The following is a 21,372-nucleotide window of genomic DNA, read 5'->3' on the forward strand; positions in this document are numbered from 1 at the left end:
GCCGGTCATCGTAGCCGCACCCCGCCCGTCGCCACACCCTGTCACCGTGATGTCACTGTGCTCGTAGCAGAAACGCAAGCGGGGACCAGAAGGTTCCCCGAATCGCGGGCTCCTACACGGCTTCGGCGACACTCAGTCAGCAACTCCGCACGCCTTTCGACGGATTGTGACCGCGGACCGCACCACCTGTCACTCACTTCGCATCCACTGCTCCATGACCCCCAGCAGATGATCCGGATCCACGGGCTTCGTCACATAGTCCGAGGCCCCCGAGTCGATCGCCTTCTCCCGGTCGCCCTTCATCGCCTTGGCCGTCAGCGCGATGATCGGCAGCCCGGCGAACTGCGGCATCCGGCGGATCGCCGTCGTCGTCGCATAACCGTCCATCTCCGGCATCATGATGTCCATCAGGACGACCGTCACATCGTCGTGCTGCTCCAGGACCTCGATGCCCTCACGGCCGTTCTCGGCGTACAGCACCGACAGGCCGTGCTGCTCCAGGACGCTGGTGAGCGCGAAGACGTTACGGATGTCGTCGTCGACGATGAGCACCTTCTCGCCCTCGAAGCGGACGGTCCGGCGCGGCTGCGCCGCCGCCTGCTGCGCCCAGTGCTCCTGCGGCTGCCCGTTGCCCTGCTGGACCAGGTCGGAGCCGGAGCTCGCCGGGACGGACCTGCGACGCCGGCGGAAGAGCGCCGCGGCCCCGTTCTGGGTCTCGCGGTACGACTTCACCTCCGCCGGTGTCTCGCTGCGTTCGGCCAGTTCGTTCTCGGAGGCCAGCAACTCTCCCGCTTCCAGCGCGGCCGGGGCGGCCTGGGCGTAGCCCTGCGGAGGCAGTTCGCTCGGGTGCAGCGGCAGGTACAGCGTGAACGTGGACCCGCGTCCCGGCTCGCTCTGTGCGTGGATCTCACCGCCCAGCAGCCGGGCGATCTCCCGCGAGATGGACAGCCCGAGGCCCGTACCGCCGTACTTGCGGCTCGTGGTGCCGTCCGCCTGCTTGAACGCCTCGAAGATGACCCGCATCTTGCTGGCCGCGATCCCGATGCCGGTGTCCGTCACCGAGAACGCGATCATGTCGGCGTCCGCGTCCCGCAGCGAACCGGCCTCCAGCAGCTGTTCCTTGATGGCCACCGGCACGTCCGCGCCGGCCGGCCGGATGACCAGTTCCACGGCCCCGGAGTCCGTGAACTTCACCGCGTTGGACAGCAGGTTCCGCAGCACCTGCAGCAGGCGCTGTTCGTCCGTGTGCAGCGTGGCGGGCAGCTCCGGCGAGACCCGTACGGAGAAGTCGAGGCCCTTCTCCGCCGTCAGCGGCCGGAAGGTGGCCTCCACGTAGTCGACGAGCTGGACGAGGGCGATACGGGTCGGCGAGACGTCCATCTTGCCCGCCTCGACCTTCGACAGGTCCAGGATGTCGTTGATCAGCTGGAGCAGGTCCGAGCCCGCCCCGTGGATCGTCTCGGCGAACTCGACCTGCTTGGGCGTCAGGTTCGACTCGGCGTTGTCCGCGAGCAGCTTGGCGAGGATCAGCAGCGAGTTGAGCGGAGTGCGCAGCTCGTGCGACATGTTCGCCAGGAACTCGCTCTTGTAGCGCATGGAGACCGCGAGCTGCTCGGCACGCTCCTCCAGGACCTGCCGCGCCTCCTCGATCTCGGTGTTCTTGACCTCGATGTCACGGTTCTGCCGGGCCAGCAGCTCGGCCTTCTCCTCCAGCTCGGCGTTGGACGCCTGGAGGGCCTCCTGCCGGTTCTCCAACTCGTCCGACCGCTCCCGCAGTTGCTCGGTCAGCTCCTGCGACTGCTTCAGCAGCACCTCGGTCTTGGTGTTGACGGAGATGGTGTTGACGCTGGTCGCGATCATCTCCGCGATCTGGTTCAGGAAGTCCTTCTGGATCTGCGTGAACGGCGTGAACGACGCCAGCTCGATCACACCGAGCACGGTCCCCTCGAAGAGCACCGGCAACACGATGACCTGCGCCGGGGGCGCCTCGCCCAGCCCGGAGGAGATCTTCAGATAACCGCTCGGGGCGTTCTCCACCAGGATCGTGCGCTTCTCCTTCGCGGCCGTCCCCACCAGCGCCTCACCCGGCCGGAACGACGCCGGCATGGACCCCATGGAGTAGCCGTACGAGCCCAGCATGCGCAGCTCGTACTGTTCGTCGTTGTCCGGCGCCAGGTCCTTGCCGTCGAGGAACGGCAGCGCGAGGAAGAACGCGCCGTGCTGCGCGGACACCACCGGCGTCAGCTCGCTCATGATCAGCGAGGCCACGTCGTCCAGGTCCCGGCGGCCCTGCATCAGCGCCGAGATCCGGGCGAGGTTGCCCTTGAGCCAGTCCTGCTCCTGGTTGGCGATCGTGGTGTCCCGCAGGTTGGCGATCATCTTGTTGATGTAGTCCTGCAGCTCCTTGATCTCGCCGGACGCGTCGACGTCGATCTTGAGGTTCAGGTCGCCCCGGGTCACCGCGGTGGCCACGCGCGCGATGGCGCGCACCTGCCGGGTCAGGTTCCCGGCCATCTCGTTCACCGACTCGGTGAGGTCCCGCCAGGTGCCGTCGACGTCCCGCACGCGCGCGAGGCCGCCGAGCTGGCCCTCGGTGCCCACCTCGCGGGCCACGCGGGTGACCTCCTCGGCGAAGGACGACAGCTGGTCGACCATCGTGTTGATGGTCGTCTTCAGCTCCAGGATCTCGCCACGGGCATCGATGTCGATCTTCTTGGTCAGGTCGCCCTTGGCGATGGCGGTCGTCACCATCGCGATGTTGCGGACCTGTCCGGTGAGGTTGGAGGCCATCGAGTTCACGGACTCGGTGAGGTCCTTCCACGTGCCCGCCACACCGGGCACGTGCGCCTGGCCGCCCAGGATGCCGTCCGTGCCCACCTCACGGGCCACCTTGGTGACCTGGTCGGCGAACGAACTGAGCGTCTTCACCATGCTGTTGAAGGTGTCGGCCAGCTCCGCGACCTCGCCGGCCGCCTCGATCGTCACCGTACGGGTCAGGTCGCCGTTGGCGACGGCGGCCGCCACCTGGGAGATGTTCCGCACCTGCATGGTGAGGTTCTTGGCCATCAGGTTCACATTGCCGCTGAGGTCCTTCCAGATGCCGGTGATGCCCGGCACGTGGGCCTGGCCGCCCAGGATGCCCTCGGTGCCCACCTCACGGGCCACCCGGGTCACCTGCTCGGCGAAGGACGACAGCTGGTCCACCATCGTGTTGACGGTGGTGACGAGTTCGAGGATCTCGCCCTTGGCGTCGACGGTGATCTTCTTCGACAGGTCGCCCTTGGCGACGGCGGTAGTGACCTCGGCGATCTGGCGCACCTGGATCGTCAGGTTGTTCGCCATGAAGTTCACCGACTGCGTGAGGTCCTTCCAGGTGCCGGAGACGCCCTGCACCTCGGCCTGACCGCCGAGCTGGCCCTCCGTACCCACCTCGCGGGCGACCCGGGTGACCTCCTCCGCGAACGACGACAGCTGGTCCACCATCGTGTTCAGCGTGTTCTTCAGCTCCAGGATCTCGCCGCGCGCGTCCACGGTGATCTTCTGGGACAGGTCGCCGCGGGCCACCGCCGTGGCGACCTGCGCGATGTTGCGGACCTGGCCGGTCAGGTTGCCGGCCATGCCGTTCACCGACTCGGTCAGGTCCCGCCACACACCGGCGACCCCGGGCACCTGCGCCTGACCGCCGAGCCGGCCCTCCGTACCCACGTCCCGGGCCACCCGGGTCACCTGGTCGGCGAAGGAGGAGAGCTGGTCGACCATCGTGTTGATGGTGTTCTTCAGTTCCAGAATCTCGCCGCGCGCGTCTACGTCGATCTTCTGCGACAGGTCGCCCCGCGCCACCGCCGTCGTCACCTGCGCGATGTTGCGCACCTGCGAGGTGAGGTTGCCGGCCATCGAGTTGACGGAGTCGGTGAGTTCCTTCCACGTCCCCGACACACCGTCAACCCGGGCCTGACCACCGAGCCGCCCCTCGGTGCCCACGTCCCGGGCCATCCGCGTCACCTGGTCGGCGAAGGACGACAGCTGGTCCACCATCGTGTTCACGGTGTTCTTCAGTTCGAGCATCTCGCCCGCGACATCGACGGTGACCTTCTGCGAGAGGTCGCCGTTGGCCACGGCCGTGGTCACCGCCGCGATGTTCCTCACCTGTCCGGTGAGGTTCCGGAACGCCGTGTTGACGGAGTCGGTGAGGTCCTTCCACGTCCCCGCCGCGCCCGGCACCTGCGCCTGACCGCCCAGCCGGCCCTCGGCCCCCACCTCGTTCGCCACCCGCGTGACCTCGTCACCGAAGGAGGAGAGCTGGTCGACCATCCCGTTGACGGTGTTCTTCAGCTCCAGCATCTCCCCGGCCACGTCCACGGTGACCTTCTGCGAGAGATCGCCGTCGGCGACCGCCGTGGTCACCGCCGCGATGTCCCGCACCTGGATCGTGAGGTTCCGGAAGACCGTGTTGACGGAGTCGGTGAGGTCCTTCCACGTCCCCGCCGCGCCCGGCACCTGCGCCTGACCGCCCAGCCGGCCCTCGGCACCCACCTCGTTCGCCACCCGCGTGACCTCGTCGGCGAAGATCCGCAGCGTCTCGGTCATCTGGTTGATGGTCTCGGCGAGCTTGGCGACCTCACCGCGTGCGGGCACGGTGACCTTCTGCGACAGATCACCGTTGGCGACCGCCGTGGTGACCTGGGCGATCCCCCGCACCTGCGCGGTGAGATTGCCGGCCATGGTGTTCACCGAATCGGTGAGTTCCTTCCACACACCCGCCACACCCGGCACCTCGGCCTGCCCGCCGAGCTGCCCGTCGGTGCCCACCTCCCGGGCGACCCGGGTCACCTCGGAGGAGAACGCCGAGAGCTGGTCGACCATCGTGTTGACGGTCTCCTTCAGCTCCAGCATCTCGCCGGCCACGTGCACGGTGACCTTGCGCGACAGATCACCCTTCGCGACCGCGGTCGTCACCAGCGCGATGTCCCTCACCTGCGCGGTGAGCCGGTGCGCCATGGTGTTGACGGACTCCGTCAGGTCCTTCCACGAACCGGACATCCCCCGCACCTTGGCCTGCCCGCCCAGTTTGCCCTCGGTGCCCACCTCGCTGGCCACGCGCGTGACCTCGTCCGTGAACGTCGACAGCTGGTCGACCAGGTTGTTGACCGTACGTCCGACCTTCAGGAACTCACCGCGCAGCGGATGCCCCGTCCCGTCCGGCCCCTGCGACCGCAGCTCCATACGGGGCGACAGATCCCCCTCCGCGACCGCCGACAGCACCCGGCTGACTTCGGAGACAGGCCGTACGAGGTCGTCGACCAGCGCGTTCGACGCGTCGATCGCGGCCGCCCAGGACCCCTCGGTGGCGCCCGTCTCCAGCCGCTCGGTGAGCTTGCCCTCACGCCCCACCACGCGCCGCACCCGCGACAGCTCGCCCGTCAGATGCAGGTTCCGGTCCGCCACCTCGTTGTACACGGCGGCGATCTCGGACATCACCCCGTCGCCCGACACCGTCAGCCGCTTGCGGAAGTTGCCGTCCCGCATCGCTTCCAACGCCGTGAGCAGCCGGTTCAGGGCAGCGGTGTCCACAGTGGTGGTCCCATTGCGCGATTTGCGTGCTTTGCGCTGCTCACTCAGGGACGGTCCGCCTTTCGCGCGCGCCTTCGTGCCTCGCGTCGCTGCGCCAGACTCCACTGTGTCCCTCCCGCAAGGGTCGACCGGTCCTACTGGACGTACTACGCCGCATTCGAACGCTTCATATCGCTCACACCACTCGTACCACTCGTACCGCTTCGTACGCGGGTACTCACACCCGGCGGACCGGCTGACGCCCTCCGCCGCACCGGAAAGGCACTCGGACCCGCCCGGCCTGCTCCTGGGAGCCTGCCCAGTGTTTCACCATGGCCGAACCAGGCCATAACAGTTCGGCAGCTTCGCACACGGTCCGCACACCTCCGGACGGAAACACAGACGACCGGCATCCGCATGGACGGCGAAGGTAAGTAACCTTGCATGCGGCTGTCCAGCCATGCCGGTCCCGTCCGGCCTGGACGGTGGCGCACGAGCACGAGCGGGCAGGCATCGGAGGGGCGGCCTCACCATGACCACCGGACTGCATCCCGGGGAGACCCCCCAGGACCCCAGGCCGACGGAGAACCAGCCCCTGCCCCGGCAGGAGGCCGTCCCAGGATCCCCCCACACCGAGAACCGGACAAGGAGTGCTGTGATCACCGCGCGCGCGGCCGCCAGCTTCGCTGCCGTCTCACGATCCGTCGCGACCGCCCGCTCGTTCGTCCGCGACACCCTCCAGGGCTGGGGCTTCGCCGACATCGTCGACGACGCGGTCGTCCTCACCAGCGAACTCGTCACCAACGCGGTCGTCCACGCGGGCACCTCCGCCGACGTCCTGTGCCTGCGGGCCGACGACGGCGTACGCATCGAGGTCGCGGACAGATATCCCGAGCGTGAGATCCCCCTCCAGGGCAGCCACGTCAACATGGGCAGCCCGGACCGCGAAGGCGGCCGCGGACTGCAGCTGTGCGCGGCGATGGCCTCCCGCTGGGGCGTGGAGTACACCTCCACCCACAAGCAGGTCTGGTTCCAACTCGACCTCCCCGACCGCCCGGTGGGCACTCGCTCGGCCGGCCCGGCCCTGCCCCCCGACCTGCTCCCGCTCGCCGACGGCCGGGTCCGCGTCGCGGTCGTCCAGATCGACCGCGCGGGCGCGATCGGCGCCTGGAACGAGGACGCCGAGGAACTCTTCGGATACGCCCCGGACCACGTCATCGGCAAGCCCCTCACCGACCTCGCCGCCTGGCCGCACACCCCCGGCACCAGCACCGGCGTCGCCGAGGCCCTCCAACTCTCCCGCTGGGAAGGCAGTTACGGCATCCGCGGCGCCAGCGGCCGTGTGATTCCGGTCTACGCCTCCCACCTCCGGGTCCGCGACACCGCCGGCGACCCCTCCACGGTCTGCCTCCTCGTCCGCGACCACGAGCGCGCCGTCCTGCAGACTCCGCTGCGCATGTCCGCCGGCGACGGCTCCGGCGAGGGCCAGGCCACGGACCCCTTCGAGGTCTTCATCGGCTCCCCCGCGCCCGACGACCTGGACGGCCTCCTCCAGCGCACGGTCGAGCGCGCCCGCGACATGCTCGACGGGGACTCGGCCTTCCTCCTCCTCGCGACCGACGACGAGACGGAGCTGGAGGTCCGGGCCTCCACCGGCCTCCCCTCCGCCCGCCAACGCTTCGCCCGCGTCCCCGTGGACGCCGGCCCCGGCCGCTACGGCTCCGCCCGGATGCCCGCCGTCCACGACGACCTCATGGCCGTCCCCGGAGCCGTCCCCCTGCTCAACGGCACCGGCATGCGCTCCGTCGTCACGGTCCCCCTCAAGGTCGAGGGCCGCCTCACGGGCTCCCTGGGCGTCGCCGCGGAGTCCCACGGCCGGTACTCCAACGAGGAAGCCCTGCGCCTGCAGTTCGCCGCCGACCGCATCGCGCTGGCCGTCGAGTCCGCCCGGCTCGGTGAGCTGGAACGCCTGCGCCGCGGCTCGCTGAGCTTCCTGGTCGAGGCATCCGACCTCCTCGCGGGCACCCTCGACCGCGACCAGACCCTGGCCCTCATGGCCCAGATGACGATCCCGACACTGGCCACCTGGTGCGCCGTCTACACGATCGCCGACCAGGCATCGGACCCGTACCTCAGTTACGTCCTGCACGAGGACGAGGACCTCATCGACGGCCTCAAGGCCCTCCTGTCCAAGATCCGCCCGCCCGAGCCCATCCCGACCCCGGGAGCCCGCGTCTGGACGGCCCCCGCCGAAGCGGCCCACCAGGCGGCCCTGCGCACCTCCATGCGCAGCCTCGGCCTCGGCGAGCCCGCCACGGTCAGCTCCGGCATCGGCACGACACTGGCGACCGCCTCGGCGGTCGGCGGCGAGACCGTCGTCCTGCCCCTCGTGGCCCGCAACCGCGTCATCGGCATGCTGACCCTCGGCAAGCCCACCGACGAACACTTCCGCCAGGAGATCCTGGAACTGGCCGAGGATCTCTCCCGCCGCGCGGCCCTGGCCCTGGACAACGCCCGCCTGTACTCGGAGCGCGTGGCCATCAGCCAGTCCCTCCAGCGCAGCCTCCTCCCGCCCGAGCTCCCGCAGATCGACGGCGTCGAGGTCGAGGTCATCTACCGCGCGGCCGGCGAGGGCAACGAGGTCGGCGGTGACTTCTACGACCTCTTCCCCATCCGCGACGGCGCGTACGGCTTCGCCATCGGCGACGTCTGCGGCACCGGCCCCGAGGCCGCCGCCGTCACCGGCCTGGCCCGCCACGCCCTGCGCCTGCTCGCCCGCGAGGGCTACGCCGGCCCGGCGGTCCTGGACCGCCTCAACTCCGCCATCATCGACGAGGGGGCCCGCAGCCGCTTCCTGACGCTCCTGTACGGCGAGCTGTGGCCCCAGGAGGACGGCAGCGCCGTCCTGAAGGTGGTCTGCGCCGGCCACCCGCTCCCGCTGCGCCTGCGCCAGGACGGCACGGTCGAGCCCGCCGCCGAACCTCAGGCCCTCCTCGGTGTGATGGAGGACCTGGAACTGTACGAGCAGACGGTCACCCTCGACCCCGGTGACGTGCTCCTGTGTGTGACGGACGGCGTCACCGAACGCCGCGAGGGCACCCGCATGTTGGGCGACGACGGCCTGGCCGAGGTCCTCACCACCTGCACCGGCCTCACCGCGGGCGCGGTCGCGGCCCGCGTCATGCGCGCGGTCGAACGCTTCGCCTCCGACGCGCCCTCCGACGACATGGCCATCCTGGCGATGCGGGTCCCGGGCCTCCAGACGGACTGACTCCGGGTACGACAAAGGCCCCGCCCAAGAGGGCGGGGCCTTTCGTCTGAGCCCCCAAACGGAATCGAACCGTTGACCTTCTCCTTACCATGGAGACGCTCTACCGACTGAGCTATAGGGGCCTGTCACCTGTTCGAGGTTTCCCTCGCGGCAACGAGATAGATCATACCCCGAACCGGCGCCCGTCTCGAACCACCCGGCCCGCTGCCGATCGGCCCTAGAAGGCCGGTTGGAGCAGCCCGCCGAGGGCGTTGCACACGGACACCAGCTTCTGCAGCTCGCGCCGCGACATCTCGCCACCGATCGGCAGCGCCAGCGTCTCGTCGGCCGCCTGCTCGGTCTCGGGCAGGCACACGTCCCGCCGGAATCCGGGCATCCGGTGCACGGGTGTCTTCACCGGCACGCCGCACGCAACTCCCTTGGCCCGTACGGCCCGCGCGAACGCGTCCCGGTCGGGCCGCCCGTTCCCGGGCACCCTCACGACGTACTGCTGGAAGGTGTGCCCGTCACATCCTTCGGGCGTCCGTACGCCCTTCAGCTTCGCACTGAGGTACGCGGCCCGCCGCCGACGCTCCCCCAGTTCGCTGTACGGCGTCTCCGACTCGCCCTGCTCCAGCACCAACAGCCCGTTGCGCTGCCCGACCTGACGCAGCGCCGCGATATCGGCCGACCTGCCGAAGCGGTGGACGACGACCGCCGCGACCGTCCGCGAGGTGACCGCGGCCTCGACGGCCGCCGCGTCGAGGCAGTACGTCGCCGGGTCTATGTCGGCGAAGACCGGCACGGCGCCCGCCAGACTCACCGCCTGCGCGACCTCCGGATTACCGAACGCCGGCACTACGACCTCGTCACCGGCGCCGACACCCGCGGCCCTGAGCATTCCAACGGTACCCATGCTGCGGATCCTGGTGGGGCAACGTGAACTCCAAGTGACGCACAACAAAAAAGAGCTGGTCCCCGAACCGAAATTCGGGGACCAGCTCTCAATATTTGTTCGGCGGCGTCCTACTCTCCCACAGGGTCCCCCCTGCAGTACCATCGGCGCTGTAAGGCTTAGCTTCCGGGTTCGGAATGTAACCGGGCGTTTCCCTCACGCTATGACCACCGAAACACTATGAAACACTCAACCGCACCATCCCCCGTGACCAAACGGGAATGGGGTTGTTCGTGGTTTCAGAACCAACACAGTGGACGCGAGCAACTGAGGACAAGCCCTCGGCCTATTAGTACCAGTCAACTCCACCCATTACTGGGCTTCCATATCTGGCCTATCAACCCAGTCGTCTACTGGGAGCCTTACCCCATCAAGTGGGTGGGAATACTCATCTCGAAGCAGGCTTCCCGCTTAGATGCTTTCAGCGGTTATCCCTCCCGAACGTAGCCAACCAGCCATGCCCTTGGCAGAACAACTGGCACACCAGAGGTTCGTCCGTCCCGGTCCTCTCGTACTAGGGACAGCCCTTCTCAATATTCCTGCGCGCGCAGCGGATAGGGACCGAACTGTCTCACGACGTTCTAAACCCAGCTCGCGTACCGCTTTAATGGGCGAACAGCCCAACCCTTGGGACCGACTCCAGCCCCAGGATGCGACGAGCCGACATCGAGGTGCCAAACCATCCCGTCGATATGGACTCTTGGGGAAGATCAGCCTGTTATCCCCGGGGTACCTTTTATCCGTTGAGCGACGGCGCTTCCACAAGCCACCGCCGGATCACTAGTCCCGACTTTCGTCCCTGCTCGACCCGTCGGTCTCACAGTCAAGCTCCCTTGTGCACTTACACTCACCACCTGATTGCCAACCAGGCTGAGGGAACCTTTGGGCGCCTCCGTTACCCTTTGGGAGGCAACCGCCCCAGTTAAACTACCCATCAGACACTGTCCCTGATCCGGATCACGGACCCAGGTTAGACATCCAGCACGACCAGACTGGTATTTCAACGACGACTCCACCCGAACTGGCGTCCGAGCTTCACAGTCTCCCAGCTATCCTACACAAGCCGAACCGAACACCAATATCAAACTGTAGTAAAGGTCCCGGGGTCTTTCCGTCCTGCTGCGCGAAACGAGCATCTTTACTCGTAGTGCAATTTCACCGGGCCTATGGTTGAGACAGTCGAGAAGTCGTTACGCCATTCGTGCAGGTCGGAACTTACCCGACAAGGAATTTCGCTACCTTAGGATGGTTATAGTTACCACCGCCGTTTACTGGCGCTTAAGTTCTCAGCTTCGCCACCCCGAAGAGTGACTAACCGGTCCCCTTAACGTTCCAGCACCGGGCAGGCGTCAGTCCGTATACATCGCCTTACGGCTTCGCACGGACCTGTGTTTTTAGTAAACAGTCGCTTCTCGCTGGTCTCTGCGGCCACCCCCAGCTCAAGCAGCAAGTGCTATCACCGGTGATGGCCCCCCTTCTCCCGAAGTTACGGGGGCATTTTGCCGAGTTCCTTAACCATAGTTCACCCGAACGCCTCGGTATTCTCTACCTGACCACCTGAGTCGGTTTAGGGTACGGGCCGCCATGAAACTCGCTAGAGGCTTTTCTCGACAGCATAGGATCATCCACTTCACCACAATCGGCTCGGCATCAGGTCTCAGCCTTGTGTGATCCGGATTTACCTAGATCACGGCCTACACCCTTACCCCGGGACAACCACCGCCCGGGATGGACTACCTTCCTGCGTCACCCCATCACTCACCTACTGCAAGTCTGGTTCGTCGGCTCCACCACTCCCCTTTGCCCGAAGGCTCCGGGGCGGCTTCACGGACTTAGCATCGCCTGGTTCGATGTTTGACGCTTCACAGCGGGTACCGGAATATCAACCGGTTATCCATCGACTACGCCTGTCGGCCTCGCCTTAGGTCCCGACTTACCCTGGGCAGATCAGCTTGACCCAGGAACCCTTGGTCAATCGGCGCAAACGTTTCTCACGTTTGTATCGCTACTCATGCCTGCATTCTCACTCGTGAACCGTCCACCACTGCCTTCCGGCGCGGCTTCACCCGGCACACGACGCTCCCCTACCCATCCCAGCAGGCGTTGGCCCTATACGCTGGAATGACACGACTTCGGCGGTACGCTTGAGCCCCGCTACATTGTCGGCGCGGAATCACTAGACCAGTGAGCTATTACGCACTCTTTCAAGGGTGGCTGCTTCTAAGCCAACCTCCTGGTTGTCTCTGCGACTCCACATCCTTTCCCACTTAGCGTACGCTTAGGGGCCTTAGTCGATGCTCTGGGCTGTTTCCCTCTCGACCATGGAGCTTATCCCCCACAGTCTCACTGCCGCGCTCTCACTTACCGGCATTCGGAGTTTGGCTAAGGTCAGTAACCCGGTAGGGCCCATCGCCTATCCAGTGCTCTACCTCCGGTAAGAAACACACGACGCTGCACCTAAATGCATTTCGGGGAGAACCAGCTATCACGGAGTTTGATTGGCCTTTCACCCCTAACCACAGGTCATCCCCCAGGTTTTCAACCCTGGTGGGTTCGGTCCTCCACGAAGTCTTACCTCCGCTTCAACCTGCCCATGGCTAGATCACTCCGCTTCGGGTCTTGAGCGTGCTACTGAAACGCCCTGTTCGGACTCGCTTTCGCTACGGCTACCCCACCCGGGTTAACCTCGCAACACACCGCAAACTCGCAGGCTCATTCTTCAAAAGGCACGCAGTCACGAGGCAAGCACAAGTGCTTGCCCGACGCTCCCACGGCTTGTAGGCACACGGTTTCAGGTACTATTTCACTCCGCTCCCGCGGTACTTTTCACCATTCCCTCACGGTACTATCCGCTATCGGTCACCAGGGAATATTTAGGCTTAGCGGGTGGTCCCGCCAGATTCACACGGGATTTCTCGGGCCCCGTGCTACTTGGGTGTCTCTCAAACGAGCCGCTGATGTTTCAGCTACGGGGGTCTTACCCTCTACGCCGGACCTTTCGCATGTCCTTCGCCTACATCAACGGTTTCTGACTCGTCTCACAGCCGGCAGACTGTGAAAGAGAGATCCCACAACCCCGTATACGCAACCCCTGCCGGGTCTCACACGCATACGGTTTGGCCTCATCCGGTTTCGCTCGCCACTACTCCCGGAATCACGGTTGTTTTCTCTTCCTGCGGGTACTGAGATGTTTCACTTCCCCGCGTTCCCTCCACTTGCCCTATGTGTTCAGGCAAGGGTGACAGCCCATGACGACTGCCGGGTTTCCCCATTCGGAAACCCCCGGATCAAAGCCTGGTTGACGACTCCCCGGGGACTATCGTGGCCTCCCACGTCCTTCATCGGTTCCTGGTGCCAAGGCATCCACCGTGCGCCCTTAAAAACTTGGCCACAGATGCTCGCGTCCACTGTGCAGTTCTCAAACAACGACCAACCACCCGTCACAACCCGCTTCACGCGAATTTTTACCGGGGCCGGCACTGAAGGCAGCCATACGGCCATACCCTCAGACACCCAACAGCGTGCCCGACACCCTCGCCACTCATGATCAGCGTTCCACGCTCCGAAGAGCAGTACTGGCAGCCCGAGATGACTGAAAGTGCCGAATAATCAACGTTCCACCCATGAGCAACCACCGTCGAACATTCGCCGACGTTGTGGCCCTGGCTGCCTTGCGGCAGCTAGATGCTCCTTAGAAAGGAGGTGATCCAGCCGCACCTTCCGGTACGGCTACCTTGTTACGACTTCGTCCCAATCGCCAGTCCCACCTTCGACAGCTCCCTCCCTTACGGGTTGGGCCACCGGCTTCGGGTGTTACCGACTTTCGTGACGTGACGGGCGGTGTGTACAAGGCCCGGGAACGTATTCACCGCAGCAATGCTGATCTGCGATTACTAGCAACTCCGACTTCATGGGGTCGAGTTGCAGACCCCAATCCGAACTGAGACAGGCTTTTTGAGATTCGCTCCGCCTCACGGCTTCGCAGCTCATTGTACCTGCCATTGTAGCACGTGTGCAGCCCAAGACATAAGGGGCATGATGACTTGACGTCGTCCCCACCTTCCTCCGAGTTGACCCCGGCAGTCTCCTGTGAGTCCCCATCACCCCGAAGGGCATGCTGGCAACACAGAACAAGGGTTGCGCTCGTTGCGGGACTTAACCCAACATCTCACGACACGAGCTGACGACAGCCATGCACCACCTGTACACCGACCACAAGGGGGCGACCATCTCTGGCCGTTTCCGGTGTATGTCAAGCCTTGGTAAGGTTCTTCGCGTTGCGTCGAATTAAGCCACATGCTCCGCTGCCTGTGCGGGCCCCGTCAATTCCTTTGAGTTTTAGCCTGCGGCCGTACTCCCCAGGCGGGGAACTTAATGCGTTAGCTGCGGCACCGACGACGTGGAATGTCGCCAACACCTAGTTCCCACCGTTTACGGCGTGGACTACCAGGGTATCTAATCCTGTTCGCTCCCCACGCTTTCGCTCCTCAGCGTCAGTAATGGCCCAGAGATCCGCCTTCGCCACCGGTGTTCCTCCTGATATCTGCGCATTTCACCGCTACACCAGGAATTCCGATCTCCCCTACCACACTCTAGTCTGCCCGTATCGAATGCAGACCCGGGGTTAAGCCCCGGGCTTTCACATCCGACGCGACAGACCGCCTACGAGCTCTTTACGCCCAATAATTCCGGACAACGCTCGCGCCCTACGTATTACCGCGGCTGCTGGCACGTAGTTAGCCGGCGCTTCTTCTGCAGGTACCGTCACTTTCGCTTCTTCCCTGCTGAAAGAGGTTTACAACCCGAAGGCCGTCATCCCTCACGCGGCGTCGCTGCATCAGGCTTTCGCCCATTGTGCAATATTCCCCACTGCTGCCTCCCGTAGGAGTCTGGGCCGTGTCTCAGTCCCAGTGTGGCCGGTCGCCCTCTCAGGCCGGCTACCCGTCGTCGCCTTGGTGAGCCGTTACCTCACCAACAAGCTGATAGGCCGCGGGCTCATCCTTCACCGCCGGAGCTTTCCACACTCATCGGATGCCCGAGAGTGTCGTATCCGGTATTAGACCCCGTTTCCAGGGCTTGTCCCAGAGTGAAGGGCAGATTGCCCACGTGTTACTCACCCGTTCGCCACTAATCCCCACCGAAGTGGTTCATCGTTCGACTTGCATGTGTTAAGCACGCCGCCAGCGTTCGTCCTGAGCCAGGATCAAACTCTCCGTGAATGTTTACCCGACTGTGCTTAATTAAAAGCGTCGGTGCACACATCACGAGAGCGGAACCACCGGAGGAATAGTCCGATGGTTCACAGCGTCCTCGCTGTGTTTTACTTCAAAGGAACCTCGTCCCAGCAGATGCTGGAGACGGGGTATCAACATATCTGGCGTTGATTTTTGGCACGCTGTTGAGTTCTCAAGGAACGGACGCTTCCTTTGTACTCACCCTCTCGGGCTTTCCTCCGGGCTTTTCCCTTCGGTCTTGCTGTCTTGCGTTTCCGACTCTATCAGACCGTTTCCGGTTCCGATTTCCTCGGTGCTTTCCAGGTTCCCGCTTTCGCGTTTCCCTTTCCGGCGGTTCCGACTTTATCAGAAGTTCTGAGTCGGAATTTCCACCCGGTCCGGGCGGCTCCTGACACGCAGTTGTGTCGGGTTCCCCCCTGGGCGGAGCCGTAAACGTACTGGAGCGGGGCGCCCCGATGCAAATCGAGGGGCCCCGCTCCGGTCGGGCACTGACGGAGGGTCAGACCTCAACCACCACAGGCAGGATCATCGGCCTGCGCCGGTAGGTGTCGGAGACCCACTTGCCGAGGGTCCGACGGATGAGCTGTTGCAGCTGGTGGGGCTCGACGACCCCGTCCTGGGCCGACCGCTCCAGGACCTCGGTGATCCGCGGGACGACCGCGCCGAACGCGGAGTCCTCGATGCCGGAGCCGCGGGCCTGGATGTGCGGGCCACCGGTGATCTTGCCGGTGGAGGAGTCCAGGACGAGGAAGACCGAGATGATGCCCTCGTCGCCCAGGATCTTCCGGTCCTTCAGGGCGGGCTCGCCCACGTCACCGACCGAGAGGCCGTCCACGTAGACGTAACCGGCCTGGACCTTGCCGGAGATCTTGGCCTTGCCCTCGATGAGGTCGACGACCACGCCGTCCTCCGCGATGACGATGCGGTCGTGCGGTACGCCGGTCAGGGCGCCCAGTTCGGCGTTGGCGCGCAGGTGCCGCCATTCGCCGTGCACCGGCATCAGGTTCTTCGGGCGGCAGATGTTGTAGAAGTACAGCAGCTCGCCGGCCGACGCGTGCCCGGAGACATGGACCTTGGCGTTGCCCTTGTGGACGACGTTGGCGCCCCAGCGGGTCAGGCCGTTGATGACGCGATAGACCGCGTTCTCGTTGCCGGGGATCAGGGACGAGGCCAGGATCACCGTGTCGCCCTGGACGATGCGGATCTGGTGGTCCCGGTTGGCCATGCGGGACAGCGCGGCCATCGGTTCGCCCTGCGACCCGGTGCAGACGAGGACGATCTCGTGCTGCGGCAGATCGTCGAGCGTCTTGACGTCCACGACCAGGCCCGGCGGGACCTTGAGATAGCCCAGGTCCCTGGCGATGCCCATGTTCCGGACCATCGAGCGCCCGACGAAGGCGACCCGGCGGCCGTACTCGTGGGCGGCGTCGAGGATCTGCTGGATGCGGTGGATGTGGCTGGCGAAGCTGGCCACGATGATCCGCTTGCTGGCGCCGGCGAAGACCTGGCGCAGCACGTTGGAGATGTCGCGCTCGGGCGGAACGAAGCCCGGCACCTCCGCGTTCGTGGAGTCGGAGAGGAGGAGGTCGATGCCTTCCTCGCTCAGCCTCGCGAACGCGTGTAGATCGGTGAGACGGTTGTCCAGCGGGAGCTGGTCCATCTTGAAGTCGCCCGTGTGGACGACCATGCCCGCGGGCGTGCGGATGGCCACGGCCAGGGCGTCCGGGATGGAGTGGTTGACCGCGACGAACTCGCAGTCGAAGGGGCCGATGCGCTCGCGGTTCCCCTCGACCACCTCAAGGGTGTACGGACGGATGCGGTGCTCCTGGAGCTTGGCCTCGATGAGCGCGAGGGTCAGCTTGGAGCCGACCAGCGGGATGTCGGGCTTCTCGCGCAGCAGGTACGGGACCGCGCCGATGTGGTCCTCGTGGCCGTGCGTGAGGACGATGCCCTCGATGTCGTCGAGGCGGTCCCTGATGGACGAGAAGTCCGGCAGGATCAGGTCGATTCCGGGCTGCTCCTCCTCGGGGAAGAGCACCCCGCAGTCCACGATGAGCAGTCGGCCGCCGTATTCGAAGACGGTCATGTTCCGGCCGATCTCACCGAGGCCGCCCAGCGGGGTGACCCGCAGGCCACCCTCCGGGAGCGGTGGCGGCGGGCCGAGTTCAGGATGCGGATGACTCAAAAGACTCTCCTCACCATGCACGCCACGTACCTGGGGCACGTGGCGCGCATGACGTTCGTGCAGAAGCAGTTGTGGATGGGAACGCAGGCGCTTGTCGTCCTGCCTATTCAGTTGTGAAGTCTGGTGGTGACGTCGTGCGGGGTCCGGTGTTAGAGCTGTACCCCGCCGGCGCCGAGATCGAGCTTGAGCTGGGCCGTCTCCTCGGGCGAGAGCTCGACCATGGGGGCGCGCAGTGGTCCGGCGGGCAGGCCCTGGAGGGCGAGCGCCGCCTTGGTGGTCATCACGCCCTGGGTGCGGAACATGCCGGTGAAGACGGGGAGCAGCTTCTGGTGGATCTCGGTGGCCTTCTGGACGTCACCGGAGACGTACGCGTCGACGAGGGCGCGCAGCTCGGGGGTGACGACGTGGCCGACGACCGAGACGAAGCCGACCGCGCCGACCGAGAGGAGCGGGAGGTTCAGCATGTCGTCGCCGGAGTACCAGGCGAGGCCGGAACGGGCGATGGCCCAGCTGGCGCGGCCGAGGTCGCCCTTGGCGTCCTTGTTGGCGACGATGCGGGGGTGCTCGGCGAGCCGGACGATCGTCTCGGTGTCGATCGGGACGCCGCTGCGGCCCGGGATGTCGTACAGCATCACCGGCAGCGCGGAGGTGTCGGCGATCGCCTTGAAGTGGCGGTACAGGCCCTCCTGGGGGGGCTTGTTGTAGTACGGCGTGACCACGAGGAGGCCGTGCGCGCCGGTCTTCTCCGCGGCGCGGGCCAGTTCCATGCTGTGGCGGGTGTCGTTCGTGCCGACGCCGGCGATGACGTGGGCACGGTCACCGACGGCTTCGAGGACGGCTCGTACCAGGTCCGATTTCTCCGCGTCACCGGTGGTGGGGGACTCGCCGGTGGTGCCGTTGATGACCAGGCCGTCGTTGCCTGCGTCCACCAGGTGGGTGGCGAGCCGCTGCGCGCCGTCGAGGTCGAGTGCGCCGTCCGCCGTGAAGGGCGTGACCATGGCGGTGAGGACCCGCCCGAAGGGGGTCTGCGGAGTCGAGGTCGGAGCCATGGGTAACACGCTACTCGCTGCTCAGGGCACGGTCTGCCCCCGGGGGGCGGGAAAAGTCAGGACAAATGCGGAGCCCGGCACTGCCTGCTCGGGGGTTCAAGCAGTGCCGGGTCCGTTTGATCAGGCTAGATGAACTTCTCGAAATGCCGCAATACGGACACTTCGCTCGGCTGACCCGTACATCTGTGCCTGGCCGAAAGTCGACGGTCCGCTAGGGCGCGACACGACCGTTCGCGTTGAAGGCCGCGTGCGTGAGCGGCATGAGCTTCGCCCACTCCGCCTCCATGCGCTCACCGACCATCTCGATCTCCCGCTGGGGGAAGGACGGCACCTTCGCGAGCTCGTGCTGGGTGCGCAGGCCGAGGAAGTGCATCAGCGAGCGGGCGTTGCAGGTGGCGTACATCGAGGAGAAGAGACCCACCGGCAGCACCGCGCGCGCGACCTCCCGGGCCACTCCGGCGGCGAGCATCTCCTGGTACGCCTCGTAGGCGTGGACGTACGAGTCCTCCATGACCCGCCCGACCAGCTCCTGCTGCGCCTGGGTGCCCTCCACGAACACGTACTTGCCGGGCCGGCCCTCCTGGACGAGCTTGCGGGCCTCGTCGGGGACGTAGAAGTGGGGCTGGAGTTCCCGGTAGCGGCCGGACTCCTCGTTGTACGAATTGTGGACGACGATCCCGTTGGCGAGGAAGTTGTGCCAGGGGCCTTCCACGGAGAGGTCGTACGTCATCTCCTCGCCGTCCTGTTCGACGACGACGATCCGGTCCGGAACGGCTTCGGCGAACTTCCCGCCGCGACGGGCCAGGGCCTGCTCTCCCGCACTCTTGATCGCATGGCACGGTTCACACGCGGGGGCGAGGTTCTTCTCGTCGAGGGCCTGGGTCAGGTCGCCCGCCACCGGAACCACGTGGTCCAGGGCGAGTTCCGCCCGGGGGTAGTCCTGGCCACAGAGGTGGCAGGCGTCGACCTCCTTGATCAGCCGCTCTCGCTGCATGGAGGTCCACACGCCGATGCCGCGACGCAGGCTCGGCGGGACCAGTGCCTCCGACGGGCGGGGGACGGTTCCCGCCGCCATGACCGCGTCGCCGACGGCCAACTCCCCGGCCTTGCTCCAGCCCTCGGGCGTGAGCACCGCGTGATCGACCGTGCAGCGAAGCGTCTTCCCGGACTCCGTGGTGATCCTGATGAGCGGCTTCACCCCGGACTCGATGACGTCGACGATCCTGGCTCGCTGGGCCAGCAGCGTCTCCTCGTCGTAGCAGCGCACATGGTTGCGACGGACCGATTCGAGCTTGCGGATACGAGTGCTGGGGTGCAGTTCCCGGAATTCCGCCACGGCGGACTCGGCGGCCTCACGACTCTCGTACAGGCCGAGATAGTGGTTCTGCTCACCGCGCCGGACCTGCGCCATCCATTTACCGGCCCGGCTGTGCCAGGTCACTCCGCCGGCGGAATGCGGGAGACGGTCCTCGACTCCGAGGTGCCAGAGCTTGTAGAGCTCTGCGATGGAGCGCCGCCTGAGATGGCCGGCTTCGCTCTCCAGCGTGATCTCTGTGTCCCCGGCGATGCACCATCCCACCCGGTGCCGCATGAACTCGCGGAAGACGAAGATGGGGGCGCTGATGAAGAAGGTCATCGAGTTGTGCTCGAAGGGGCTGCCGTGCCGGTCCCGCATCAGGTAGTTGATGAGGCCCTTGGAGCGCTCGGGGTCCTTCTGCAGCTCCTCCAGGGACTGTTCGCCGGCGGTGGAGACCCGGGCGGCCCACAGCACGTCCGAGTCGGCCGCGCTGTGCTTCACCAGGTCGACGGTGACATCACTGCGGAAGCTGGGCTTGAGATCGTCGGCGGGGGTTTCTGACACGGTGCGGAGGGTCCTTCCCATGGCTGCTCTCGGGCGGCGCCCACTCTACGGGCCGACGCCGATGAGATGCCGGATGCCCCGAGTTGCGCCCCTTGTGCCCCTGTTGGCCCCCCGGAAGTGGTGGGCGGGGGCCCGGCTCGGTAGCCTCACCCGGCGAAAGCTGTGCGTGGATCGAGTGAGGACCAGCCGTGCCCCTGCCCTTCCTGACCGCCGACCGCGCCTTCGACCAGGCGGTGGACGAAGCGCTGCCGTTCGAGGACCGCGACCGCTGGCGGCGCCCCTACCGGCCCGGCCCCTGGCGGGTCGGCGCGGCCGCGCTCCTGCTGCTGCTCACCTCGTACGTGCTGGTGGCGGCGGTCATCATCACGGCTGCCGGGACACCGCGGGCCGGCGCGATCTGCTTCGGGGCGGCCCTGCTGGTCATCGCCTGCGCCCTGCGGCTGCTGCGGGTCGGCATCTGGGTGAGTGCGCGGGGAGTGCGCCAGGTGGGGTTCTTCCGCACGCGTACGGCGTCCTGGGAGCCCGGCGTCTCGGTGCGCACCGTGCAGCAGCCGGTGCGGTGGCTCGGGCTGCCGCGGTCCGTGCAGGGGCAGGCGCTGCTCCTCGTCCGCACGGACCGGGTGCAGGAGTACGTGACACCGCTGATGACCACGCACAACGCCGATTTCCTGGCGCGTACGGAAGCCTTCGACCGGGCGGCCGACAAGATCGAGGCGTGGGCGGCGGAGCACCGGCGCGCCGCGTAGCGAACACACGAGCGAGGGGTCGGTCCGCGGGTGCGGACCGGCCCCTCGCTCGTACGCGTGTGCCGGCGGCGGGAGGTCAGGCGGTCGGTGCCGGTCTGCCGTCGTGCAGGGCGATCGCGCGTTGCATGGCCTTGCGGGCCCGGGGGGTGTCGCGGGCGTCGTGGTAGGCGACGGCGAGGCGGAACCAGGTGCGCCAGTCGTCGGGGGCGTCCTCGGTCTCCTCCTTGCGCCGCTCGAAGACCTCGTCGGCCGAGTCGCGGTCGATGCGTCCGCTCGGGGTCCGCTTCAACTCGTCGACGGGGAGGCCCCCTTCGGCGTCGAGTTCGGCGGCGAGCTGGTTGGCCCTGCGGACGAACTGGGTGTTCTTCCAGAGGAACCAGAGGCCGATCGCGGGCAGCACGAGCACGGCGACACCGAAGGCGATCGTGATCGGTGTGCCGGTCTCTATGAGCAGGATCCCGCGGCTGCCGACGAGGACGAAGTAGACGACCAGGACGGCTGCCGTGACGGCGTAGGTGAGCTTCGCGCGCATGACGTCTCCC

General features: G+C 66.2%; 8 protein-coding genes, 1 tRNA gene, 3 rRNA genes and 3 pseudogenes. 3 read left to right on the forward strand and 12 right to left on the reverse strand.

The window, feature by feature from the left end:
- Positions 1-189: 189 nt before the first annotated feature.
- Positions 190-5,676 (reverse strand): HAMP domain-containing protein, encoded by a 5,487-nt coding sequence (locus SCAB_RS11860; protein ID WP_086022854.1) that lies wholly within the window; start codon positions 5,674-5,676, stop codon positions 190-192.
- A gap of 406 nt (positions 5,677-6,082) precedes the next feature.
- Here SCAB_RS11860 and SCAB_RS11865 point away from each other — a divergent pair, with 406 nt between their 5' ends.
- Positions 6,083-8,821: a SpoIIE family protein phosphatase gene (locus SCAB_RS11865; RefSeq protein ID WP_013000312.1), complete on the forward strand. Its 2,739-nt coding sequence runs from the start codon at positions 6,083-6,085 to the stop codon at positions 8,819-8,821.
- Between the two features lie 49 nt (positions 8,822-8,870).
- On the opposite strand, the gene SCAB_RS11870 is transcribed toward SCAB_RS11865, so the two are convergent.
- The 6 genes from SCAB_RS11870 to SCAB_RS11895 form a co-directional block, all read right to left on the reverse strand.
- Positions 8,871-8,943: transfer RNA gene (locus SCAB_RS11870), tRNA-Thr, on the reverse strand.
- Positions 8,944-9,038: 95 nt separating this feature from the next.
- On the reverse strand, positions 9,039-9,701 hold the full coding sequence (locus SCAB_RS11875) for a DegT/DnrJ/EryC1/StrS family aminotransferase (RefSeq protein WP_013000313.1): 663 nt from the start codon (positions 9,699-9,701) through the stop codon (positions 9,039-9,041).
- A gap of 112 nt (positions 9,702-9,813) precedes the next feature.
- Positions 9,814-9,930, reverse strand: a 5S ribosomal RNA gene (gene rrf, locus SCAB_RS11880).
- A gap of 94 nt (positions 9,931-10,024) precedes the next feature.
- A 23S ribosomal RNA gene (locus SCAB_RS11885) occupies positions 10,025-13,145 on the reverse strand.
- A gap of 305 nt (positions 13,146-13,450) precedes the next feature.
- A 16S ribosomal RNA gene (locus SCAB_RS11890) occupies positions 13,451-14,974 on the reverse strand.
- The 16S, 23S and 5S rRNA genes sit together here, the layout of an rRNA operon.
- Positions 14,975-15,488: 514 nt before the next feature.
- Entirely contained in the window at positions 15,489-17,174 is a 1,686-nt protein-coding gene (locus SCAB_RS11895) for a ribonuclease J (protein ID WP_041669101.1), read from the reverse strand.
- On the opposite strand from SCAB_RS11895, the gene SCAB_RS49010 reads away from it, so the two are divergent.
- A complete protein-coding gene (locus SCAB_RS49010; RefSeq protein WP_267888856.1) occupies positions 17,166-17,291 on the forward strand; it encodes a hypothetical protein in 126 nt (41 codons plus the stop codon). The two genes, SCAB_RS11895 and SCAB_RS49010, sit on opposite strands and share 9 nt — an antisense overlap.
- Positions 17,292-17,323: 32 nt before the next feature.
- Here the strand turns inward: SCAB_RS49010 and dapA are convergent, their stop codons facing one another.
- The 4 genes and pseudogenes from dapA to SCAB_RS48395 form a co-directional block, all read right to left on the reverse strand.
- Positions 17,324-18,223 carry a 4-hydroxy-tetrahydrodipicolinate synthase gene (dapA, locus tag SCAB_RS11900; RefSeq protein WP_013000315.1) on the reverse strand — a complete coding sequence of 300 codons (900 nt, stop codon included), beginning with the start codon at positions 18,221-18,223 and terminating at the stop codon, positions 17,324-17,326.
- Between the two features lie 211 nt (positions 18,224-18,434).
- Positions 18,435-18,884: pseudogene (thyX, locus tag SCAB_RS48385) on the reverse strand (FAD-dependent thymidylate synthase); the annotation flags it as partial.
- A 3-nt stretch (positions 18,885-18,887) separates the two neighbouring features.
- Positions 18,888-19,814: pseudogene (locus SCAB_RS48390) on the reverse strand (HNH endonuclease); the annotation flags it as partial.
- Positions 19,794-20,084 (reverse strand): annotated as a pseudogene (locus tag SCAB_RS48395) (FAD-dependent thymidylate synthase); the annotation flags it as partial. The pseudogenes SCAB_RS48395 and SCAB_RS48390, both read right to left, overlap by 21 nt.
- Positions 20,085-20,272: 188 nt before the next feature.
- On the opposite strand from SCAB_RS48395, the gene SCAB_RS11910 reads away from it, so the two are divergent.
- Positions 20,273-20,830, forward strand: a complete 558-nt coding sequence (locus tag SCAB_RS11910) for a hypothetical protein (protein WP_013000317.1) — start codon at positions 20,273-20,275, stop codon at positions 20,828-20,830.
- Between the two features lie 76 nt (positions 20,831-20,906).
- On the opposite strand, the gene SCAB_RS11915 is transcribed toward SCAB_RS11910, so the two are convergent.
- Positions 20,907-21,362: a tetratricopeptide repeat protein gene (locus SCAB_RS11915; RefSeq protein WP_013000318.1), complete on the reverse strand. Its 456-nt coding sequence runs from the start codon at positions 21,360-21,362 to the stop codon at positions 20,907-20,909.
- Between the last annotated feature and the right edge of the window lie 10 nt (positions 21,363-21,372).

This window comes from Streptomyces scabiei 87.22, from assembly GCF_000091305.1.
Classification (GTDB): domain Bacteria; phylum Actinomycetota; class Actinomycetes; order Streptomycetales; family Streptomycetaceae; genus Streptomyces; species Streptomyces scabiei.

Coding starts and splice junctions, on each gene's coding strand:
- SCAB_RS49010 (WP_267888856.1), top strand. CDS start 17,166: ATGACTCAAAAGACTCTCCTCACCATGCACGCCACGTACCTGGGGCAC.
- SCAB_RS11915 (WP_013000318.1), bottom strand. CDS start 21,362: ATGCGCGCGAAGCTCACCTACGCCGTCACGGCAGCCGTCCTGGTCGTC.
- SCAB_RS11865 (WP_013000312.1), top strand. CDS start 6,083: ATGACCACCGGACTGCATCCCGGGGAGACCCCCCAGGACCCCAGGCCG.
- dapA (WP_013000315.1), bottom strand. CDS start 18,223: ATGGCTCCGACCTCGACTCCGCAGACCCCCTTCGGGCGGGTCCTCACC.
- SCAB_RS11875 (WP_013000313.1), bottom strand. CDS start 9,701: ATGCTCAGGGCCGCGGGTGTCGGCGCCGGTGACGAGGTCGTAGTGCCG.